Annotated in this window: 5 protein-coding genes; 1 reads left to right on the plus strand and 4 read right to left on the minus strand. The window is 64.7% G+C overall.

Going from position 1 to position 9,260, the window contains the following annotated elements:
• Nucleotides 1-1,407, plus strand: a 1,407-nt coding sequence (locus tag MJ783_RS12570) for a hypothetical protein (protein ID WP_239310601.1), incomplete at its 5' end; no start/stop codon positions are given.
• Nucleotides 1,408-1,672: 265 nt separating this feature from the next.
• Here the strand turns inward: MJ783_RS12570 and MJ783_RS12575 are convergent.
• The 4 genes from MJ783_RS12575 to MJ783_RS12590 form a co-directional block, all read right to left on the minus strand.
• Nucleotides 1,673-2,740: an integrase core domain-containing protein gene (locus MJ783_RS12575; protein ID WP_239310602.1), complete on the minus strand. Its 1,068-nt coding sequence runs from the start codon at nt 2,738-2,740 to the stop codon at nt 1,673-1,675.
• A gap of 127 nt (nt 2,741-2,867) precedes the next feature.
• Nucleotides 2,868-5,993, minus strand: a complete 3,126-nt coding sequence (locus tag MJ783_RS12580) for a type I restriction endonuclease subunit R (protein ID WP_239310603.1) — start codon at nt 5,991-5,993, stop codon at nt 2,868-2,870.
• Nucleotides 5,993-7,225: a restriction endonuclease subunit S gene (locus MJ783_RS12585; protein WP_239310604.1), complete on the minus strand. Its 1,233-nt coding sequence runs from the start codon at nt 7,223-7,225 to the stop codon at nt 5,993-5,995. The genes MJ783_RS12580 and MJ783_RS12585 overlap by 1 nt, the downstream gene beginning before the upstream one ends.
• Nucleotides 7,222-8,967 carry a class I SAM-dependent DNA methyltransferase gene (locus MJ783_RS12590; RefSeq protein ID WP_239310605.1) on the minus strand — a complete coding sequence of 582 codons (1,746 nt, stop codon included), beginning with the start codon at nt 8,965-8,967 and terminating at the stop codon, nt 7,222-7,224. The genes MJ783_RS12585 and MJ783_RS12590 overlap by 4 nt, the downstream gene beginning before the upstream one ends.
• Nucleotides 8,968-9,260 lie beyond the last annotated feature (293 nt).

Here is a 9,260-nt window from a genome sequence, read left to right on the forward strand (position 1 = left end):
GATGATGCACCCGAAACTGCTCCCAACGGCGGCCCCATGACGGGGGTCGGGCACAATGCCCCCATGGTAGCCATCATCCGGTGTACGGAGGACGAAGCGGACCTTCTCAGGAGGCGGGGGCGCTATCATGACTCAGATCTTGATCTTCCTTGGACTACCACAAGGCCGCGTAAGAATTGGCACAAGGGTTCCCACTTGACGCTTGTCGTCACAGCGGACCGCGACCGAGCGCCGCGCGTCCACTGGCTTGGCTGGACGACCCGCGTCCGACAGACGGACGACCTGGGTGAGAAGCTCGAGGTTTCGCGGATTCGTCAGGTCGCCGACCCAGTACTACTCGATGACCTATTCAGGAATCTGTCCGAACGCCATCGACGGTATCTCGTTCCCGATGGCCAACTTCCGGAAGGAACTGGCAAAAGGTTGGTCGAGGTTCTCCTTGAACACCGCCCCGATCTTCGGGAGGCTATAGCGTACGCCGGTGCCCACGCGGACCGCTATCCTGTCGGAAACTCGCCAGCCGCAGCGGTGCTTGCGCTGCAGCGCGACGCCACGATCGGGGCGACCCGCATGGCCGGAATGAACGTAAGCGGCTTTGCTGAGTGGGATCCGCCGCCTGGGCGTCTGGCCGACTCCGAAGTCCCACCACCCTTCATCGGCACAGTTCCGGCCCCCGAGGAGCATGGTACAGCTCCGGCCCTCGAGGACCATCTCGTAAACCATGACGCCGAAACTATGGTCGGCTGGTTGAGCGAAAGGACTCGGCACGTCTCGTGGAGAACATTCACGCGAGATGGTCGACGGCTATTGGTCGCCAACGCCAACCGGACTAACGCTGAACTCACTCTAGGTGTGGATCTCATCTACTACAACGTCGCTCAGCGCAGCCTAGTTATGGTGCAGTACAAGAAGCTTGATGCACAGCGAAACGGCTTCTACTACCCCAATGGCGATGAATCTTTGGTGAAGGAACTCGAACGGATGAGGAGCGTGGATCAGCAGGTGGAGAAGCTACGGAGTGAGCACGACGACTTCAGGCTCGCCGCAACTCCATGCTGGATCAAGATCTGCCATCCGCAGGCGTTTATCCCTCGAACCGAAGAGATGATTCATGGAATGTACTTCTCTCGCGAGCATTTCGAGCAACTGCGGACGGATCCACGCCTCAAAGGAACGCGTGAAGGCTCGGTCCGATTCGGCTACCAGAACGTCCCGAGCTACCTAGACAATACGATGTTCAGTAAGCTCGTGGAAACCGGACTCATAGGTACTACCGGGACGTCTACCGACGTCGTCCATGACCAGGTGCTTCAGAGTTTCGATGGTCAGAAGGCAGTGGTCCTGGCGGCGTTGTCAGGCGAGGACGAGCCCCAGTCCAAACGGAACAGCCGCCGCCGGCGAAGTTGATCTGCCTGATAGTCTGACCAACCTACGCAGAGCACTACGTCGCTGATCGCAATTCCGCGCTGCAGGTCACCTCGTGTAGCTATGGGTCGCCGATGCCGGGGCGCACTTGTGGACGCCGAGGAGGTCGGCCCCGTAACGGCCTGCCACTTACCGCGCGACACCGTGCCGCTGCCAGTGCGGCAGCACCCCGAGCGGGCCGAGTGCCAGTGACGGTCGTCCGCCCTGTGGGGTGTCAGAACTCGGCCACCGGCCTTGACCTGGGGTTTTAGGCGGCTCGTTCGTATTCGTTGATCAGGCCGCCGAGGATGGGTCGGCGCTTGATCCGTTCCTGGGTCAGGTCCGCGACGGGGTGGTCGGGCCGTGGTGGTTGAAGGCCGCGGCCGCGGTGGGGTCGTCGTCCGTTGTAGTGCCGTGCGTACTCGGCCAGGACAACGCGCAGGTACCGCTCACCGAAGATCAGCATCCGGTCGGTGACCTCGGCCCAGACCGTGCGGACGAACCGTTCCGCGTAGGCGTTCGCCCGCGGAGTTCGGGGTGGGATCGTGACTGCGCCGATACCGGCGTCGGCGAGGATCGCGTCGAACGACGCGGTGAATTGTCCGGCGCGATCACGGACCAGGAACCGGAAGTCGGCCGCCCGGTCACCGAGATCCATGAGCAGGTTCCGGGCTTGTTGGGTGGTCCACGGTCCGTCGGGGTGGGCGGTGACCCCGAGAATGTGGACGGTGCGGGAGCCGACTTCCAGGACGAAGAAGCAGTACAGACGCCGTAGCGTCACGGCACAGTCCACATGGAAGAAGTCGACGGCCAGCATGGTCGAGGCCTGGGTGCGCAGGAACTGCCGCCACGTCGTGTCGGCCTGCCGCTTGGGCGCCGGTGGGAGACCCAGGGACTTCAGGACCCGGCGGATCGTGGAGGCGCTGACCCGGTGGCCGAGCTTGAGGAGCTCGCCCTGGATCCGCTGATAGCCCCACGTCGTGTTCTCGGTCGCGAGCCGCTCGATGAGGACCGCGATCTCCGGACTGATTGGTGGTCGTCCCGTCCGCTGCGGATGAGTCCATGTCCGTGTGACCAGACGGCGGTGCCACCGTAGGGCGGTGCCGGGGGTGACCAGCCGGTGGGTTCGCAGCGCCTTGGGGAGAAGCCGGATCAAGGCGGCGAGTACCGCCCGGTCTGCCCAGTCCCAGCGTGGCTTGGGCTGGGTACGGCGCAGCATGGTGACCTCATGCCGCAACACCAGCAGTTCGATGTCCTTCGATGCCGACGAACGACCGAGCAACACCAGCCAACCGCACACCCGCACGAAGATCAGATAGAGCAGGCGGATGGACACAACTGACCATCATGCCGTCTGCCCGCTCCGCCGCATCAGCCCAGGTGACAGGCCCAGACCGACTTCTGGCACCCCACACCCGCCCAGGATTTTCCGAGCACGGACAGCACGCCGGCCGGACATTCTGTCAGTCAGTCTCCCGTGAAGTGGCGACCTCGTAGAAGGCGTCCGCGAGAGCAAGGATGACGCCGTTGATCCCAGGGCCATCGCTGAAGAAGTAGTCGGCCATGGTGTTGTGGGCTTCCTGGTTGTCGAGGACGGCCTCGGTGACGATGGCCTTGAAGTCATCGGAGTCCATGAACTGCTTCTTCGAGTTCACCTGGGTCTGCCTGACGAGGTCGGGGTAGGCGAGGAGTCGCTGGACCAGGCCGTTGACGAACTCGCGGATCTGGGACTCGGTGAAGGACTCGGCGCCGAAGAGGTCGTTCATCTTGTCGATCACGATCTGGAGTGCGACGTACTTGGGCTCCTTGCGGGTGCCGGTTCCGGCGGCGCTGATTCCCTTGAGCTCTCCGTCGCCGGTCAGCGAGATGTCGACGGCGATCCGCTTCTCGTGCTTGACCCCGACCAGGACGACATCGGAGAGGTCGACCTCGGCGGCCCATGAGGAGTCGGCGATGACCTTCTCCAGGAGGCGTAGGAAGATGGAGAGCATCTCCAGGTGCGGGTCACCGTAGTCGACGATCTGGCTCATGAAGTCATAGAGCCGGACGTAGGTGGAGACGTCCTTGCGGAACAGGTCGAGGGTGTTGAGCGTGACCGTGTCGTCGGCCTCGATCGCGGCGGCGTAGCGGCGCGCGAACTCGTGCTTCGCCGCAGCGATCGCGGCCGAGAGCGCGTTGTTGCCCTTCCGCTTCACCCACAACTCGGCGACGTCCCGCACCTGGTCGGCGGTGTAGATTCCGGCCTGGGCGAGCTTGGCTGCGAGGTGGACGACGACGTACGGGTCGGTCTCGGTCTCCAGGGTCGCGTTGGTGAAGTACGGCTCGAACGCCGCCCGGATGTCGTCGGGCCTGTTCACGAAATCGATGACGAACGTCTTACGCTTGATCTCCCCGCCCGCGGTGCGGTGGGTGCGGTTGAGCCGTGAGAGCGTCTGCACGGCGGTGACCCCGGAGAGCTTCTTGTCGACGTACATCGCCGAGAGCAGCGGCTGGTCGAAGCCGGTCTGGAACTTGTTGGCGACCAGCATGATCTTGTAGGTCTCGCCCTTGAACGCCGCAGCCAGATCCGAGCCGGCGCCGGGGTTGAGGTTGGTCTCGGTGAACTCGACGTCCCTCGACGGCGCCGGCCCCCACTCCGAGGTCCACTCCTCGTTCTCGTCCATCGTCACCGACCCGGAGAACGCGACCAGGGTGCGGTAGTTGTACGACGCATCCTCCGCGGCCCGGCGAGCGATGTAGGCGTCGATCGCCTTCTTGTACTTCACCGCGGCCTTGCGCGAGTCGGTGACGACCATCGCCTTCGCCCTGCCCTCCAGCAGGTGGGCGACGTTGGCGTGGAAGTGCTCGACGATGATCTGGACCTTCTGGCTGATGTTGGTCGGGTGCAGCTTCACCCACCGCATCAGCCCCTTACGCGCGGCGCCTTCCTCAACCTCGTTGTCCGCGGTGGCCTTGCCGGCGATCTTCAGCGCGGTGTCGTACGACTGGTAGCCACGCAGTACATCGAGGATGTACCCCTCCTCGATCGCCTGCCGCATCGAGTACAGGTGGAACTCGACCGGCTTCCCGTCCAGCCCCTTCCGCCCGAACATCTCCAGCGTCTTGGCCTTCGGGGTCGCGGTGAACGCGAAGTAGGAGATGTTCGGCGAGTCGGCCCGCTCGCTCATCCGTGCCGCCAGCATCGACTCCAGGGCGACCTCGCCGCCGTCCTCGAGGTCCTTGACCTCCTCGGCGGTGAGCACGGCCTTCAACTGGGAGGAGATCCTGCCGGACTGCGACGAGTGCGCCTCGTCGGCGATGACGGCGAACTTCTTGCCCTTCAGCCCCTTGTCCGCCTGGATCTCGTCCATCGCGAACGGGAACGTCTGCACCGTCACCGCGATGATCAGTTCGCCGTTCTTGAGCGCGGCGGCCAGCAGCCCGGACTTCGACTTCGCGCCGGCCTTGCGGACGTCCTCCGGGCTGATCGTGGCCACGATCCTGCCGGACCCGTCGATCTGCCGGATCGCCTCCTGGAGCTGCCCGTCGAGCACCGTCCGGTCCACCACCACGATGACCGAGTCGAAGACCTTCGCCTCGTCCACGTGCAGCCGCGCCAGCCGGTGCGCGGTCCAGGCGATCGTGTTCGTCTTCCCCGACCCGGCCGAGTGCTCGATCAGGTGCCTGTGGCCGACGCCCTCCTCGCGCACGGCGTCGACGATGTTCGTCACGGCCTCCCACTGGTGGAACCGCGGGAAGAGCATGCTGGTGCGCCGCACCGACGTCCCCGTCGCGACGTCCCACTCCTGCCTGGCCTCCACGATCATCAGCCGTCCGATGATGGTGAGCCAGGCGTCCTTCTCCCAGACCCGCTCCCACAGGTACGCCGTCGCAGATCGCCCCTCGACACCTGGCGGGTTCCCCGCCCCGCCGTCGTGGCCGATGTTGAACGGCAGGAAGTGCGTCTTCTCGCCCTCCAACCTGGTGGTCATCGCCGCCAGGTCGTTGGAGACCGCGAAGTGCACCAGCGCCCGATGTCCGAACGACAGCAACGGCTCCGGCCGGCCGTTCGTGACCGGGCGCCGGTCCTTGCGGTACTGGCTGATCGCCTCGTCCAGTGACTGCGTGAAGTCCGTCTTCAACTCCACCGTCGCCACCGGCAGCCCATTGACGAAGAACACCAGGTCGATGCTGCGCTGATCCGCGGTCGAGAAACGCACCTGCCGCATCACCCGCACCCGCATCGCCGCATACTGCGCAGTCGTCGTCGCGTTCAGGCCGGTCTCCGGCCGGAACTGCGCCAGCTTCAACCGGCCACCACCGACGTAGACGACCCCGTTGCGCAGGATGTTCAGCGTCCCGCCGCCATGCTCCAGCGGCTTGTCGAGCGCCGTGGCCAGCACGTCGAGGAACTTCGCCTCCGACCCGGCCGCCTTCAACGCCTTCCCGTACGCCACCGGCTGGGTCTCCGCCAACCAGGCGAACACGTCCGCGGGGAAAAGCGCCCGCTCACGGTCATACCCGAAGTCGTCCCCCGAGTACAGCCACCCGTGAGCCTCCAGATACGCACAGATCTCGGACTCGAAGACGACCTCGTGGTGGTCGGCCATCAGACCATCTCCCGCACGTCGACCTGCCCCGTTACCGCCGCCGTGATCAGCGCCGCCCGCCGCTCCCTCGAAAGCTCGATGAACCGCTCGGTCTCGCCGATCAGCGAGTCAATCTTCGCGGTCTGCTCGTCAAGGTACGTGGCAACGCGACGCTGCTCATCGAGGGACGGTATAGCCAGTCGATACTGCTTTAGCGCCTCGCAAGTGAGCCCGCCCTTCGTACTGCCGTTCTCCTCGCTCAAGCGTCGGAGGTCGTCATACGACGCCCTGAGCGACCACAGGAGGTACTCCGGCAGCCATGTGCCTCGATCAGGAGTTATGTACGCGACGTGCTGGTTTATCGTCGCCTCGATCTCAAGAAGCGTTGCCATTCCGCGTGTCTTTCCTTGGCCGGTCAGCCCCACCAAGACCGAGCCTGGAGCAACGATCGGCAAGTGACATTCACTGAGTGCCACGTCGGTCACGAATTGGTCGGCCTGCGTGACACGAGACTGGTTGACAACGGAACTGTTCAGCCACGGGAACTCTCCGCCATACCAATAGTTGGTGGTCTCACGCCTCGGAGTTGACCCGTTGCCTATCCGGGCAGAGCGACCTAGTTTGTCCGCCGTCGCGCCCGCATCGATCTGCTGATCGATCGCGTGCAAAGCGACTGCCCGGCGCCGCTCGCGGAGCAGCTCGATCAGGCGCTGCTGCTCCTCGATGAGCGTGTCGATGCGGGCGGTCTCGCGGTCAAGGTAGTCGGCGATGGCACGCTGCTCCTTCAGTGGCGGCACGACCAGCCGGTACTGCTTCAACGCCTCGCATGTGAGGCCGCCCTTCGTGCTGCCGTTCTCCTCGCTCATGCGCCGGAGTTCCCCGTATGACACCCTGAGTGACCACAGGAGGTAATCCGGCAACCAGGTGCTCCGGTCAGGCGTCACGTACGCGACGTGCTGGTTCACCGTCGCTTCGATGTCGAGGATCGTTGCCATGCCACGGGTCTTTCCCTGACCAGTTAGCCCTACCAAGATCGAGCCGGGGGCAACGACTGGCAGGTGGCACTCACGGAGCGCCGCCTCGGTTACAAACTGGTCAGCGTGCCCAACACGAGACTCGTTGACGACGGAACTGTTCAACCACGGGAACTCTCCACCGTTCCAATAGGCCGCAGTCTCACGTCTTGGAGTCGACCCATTTCCGATGAGAGCCGTGCGTCCAAGCTTCTCTGTGTGCCAAGGCCTGTCTGTCACTGCTCGACCTCTCGCAGCAGGTCGAGGATCTTGGCTACCTGCTTCTCGAGGTCGGCGTCGATCTCGGCGAGGGGGCGGGGTGGGACGTACTTGTAGAAGTGGCGGGTGAAGGGGATCTCGTAGCCGGTCTTGACCTTGGCCCAGTCGATCCAGGCGTCGGGGACGTGCGGCTTCACCTCGGCGCCGAAGTAGGCGTTGATGACCTCGAGCTTGCCGGCCCGGCCGGCGGTCGAGCCGCCGTAGGTGAAGGGAACGTTCTCGGTGTCGCGCTTCTTCGGGTCGGGCTTGGGCTGGCCCTTGCGGTCGACGACCGGCTTGCCGTCCTCGCCGAGCAGGGGGCGTTCAACGGTGATGGTCCAGTAGCCGAACTCGTCGTTGCGCAGCACCTTGGAGTAGTCGGGGTCGGCGTCGAGGAAGTCGGCGTACAGGCGGACGACCCGCTTGCGGTCAGCCTCGCTGAGTTCGCGGTTCTTCGAGCCGAGGCTTTTGCGCATCTTGGTCCAGAACGAGGTGCCGTCGATGAGTTGGACCAGGCCCCTGCGGTCGGGGTGCTTGGTGTTGTCGAGGATCCAGATATACGTGGCGATGCCGGTGTTGAAGAACATGTTGGTCGGCAGCGCGACGATCGCCTCGACCAGGTCGTTCTCCAGCAGCCACCGGCGGATGTCGGAGGGGCCGGACTCGGCGGCGCCGTTGAAGAGCGGCGAGCCGTTCATGACGATCCCGACCCGGCCGCCGCCGTCCGCGGGCGCCCGCATCTTGTGGGCCAGGTGGAGCAGGAAGAGCATCTGCCCGTCCGAGGTCGCCGGCAGGCCGGGGGCGAACCGGCCGTACGGGCCGGCCTCGTCGCGCTCCTTGGTGACCTTCTTGGCGTACTGCTTCCAGTCGACGCCGTAGGGCGGGTTGGACATGCAGAAGTCGAACTTCTTGCTCTTGAAGGCGTCGTCGGTGAGCGTGTTGCCGAAGGCGATGTTGGTCGCGTCGTGGCCCTTGGCGAGGAGGTCGGACTTGCAGATCGCGTACGACTGCGGGTTGTACTCCTGGCCGTACAGGCTCAGCTTCGCGTCCGGGTTCTGCGCGAACAGGTGCTCCTCGGCCAGGGCGAGCATGCCGCCGGTGCCCGCGGTCGGGTCGTAGAGGGTGCGGACGATGCCGGCCTCGGTCAGGTCGACGTCCTTCTCCGCGAAGAGCAGGTCGACCAGCAGCCGGATCGCGTCGCGCGGGGTGTAGTGGTCGCCGGAGGTCTCGTTCGCGGCCTCGTTGAACTTGCGGATGATGTACTCGAACGCATCGCCCATGTCGGCGTTCGACACCACATCGGGGTGCAGGTCGATCGCCTTGAACGAGGTGATGATCTCGCGCAGGAGCCCGGCCTTCTCCAGAGCGAGGATCTCCTTTTTGAAGTCGAAGTACTCGAACACGTCCACGTCCGCCGAGAACCGGTCGAGGTAGTCGGCCAGGTTGTCCGCCAGCCCGTCGGCGTCGGCCAGGAGGTTGCCGAATCCGTAGTTGGAGGTGTTGTAGAACGGCCTACCGGTTGCCTTCTTCACCTCGATCTTCAGCCGGTTCGGATTGTCGAACTTCCGCGCGAGCTCGCGGACCGTCTCCCGGTCGGGCTCGAGGATGCAGTCGAGCCGGCGCAGGATCGTGAGCGGGAGGATCACGTTGCCGTACTGGTTGGGGCGGTAGGGACCCCGAAGCTGGTCGGCGATCGACCAGATGAAACTACCGAGGGTGCTCACAGGGCTCCTTGAGAGGATCTCACGCGAAGACGGGGTGCCGGACGCCCGAGCCCTGGGCCACCGGCGCCGCCGTGTTCGGGGCCGAAGGTCCTGGCCAGCCCGTTCCAGCAGCCGAGCAGTGTGGCGGACTCGTCGATTTCGATCTCACCGGACGCGGGACATGGCCTGCTGGAGTTCTCGGCGACGTACCGCTGTCGACGACGGCGAGGACCAGCACCTTGTCATCGGCGAGCAGGCGGTGAAGCCGTTCTGACCACGGTTCGCGGCGACCAGGTCGATCCCGATGTCGCTCG

Source organism: Protofrankia sp. Cj3 (genome assembly GCF_917627355.1).
GTDB lineage: Bacteria > Actinomycetota > Actinomycetes > Frankiales > Frankiaceae > Protofrankia.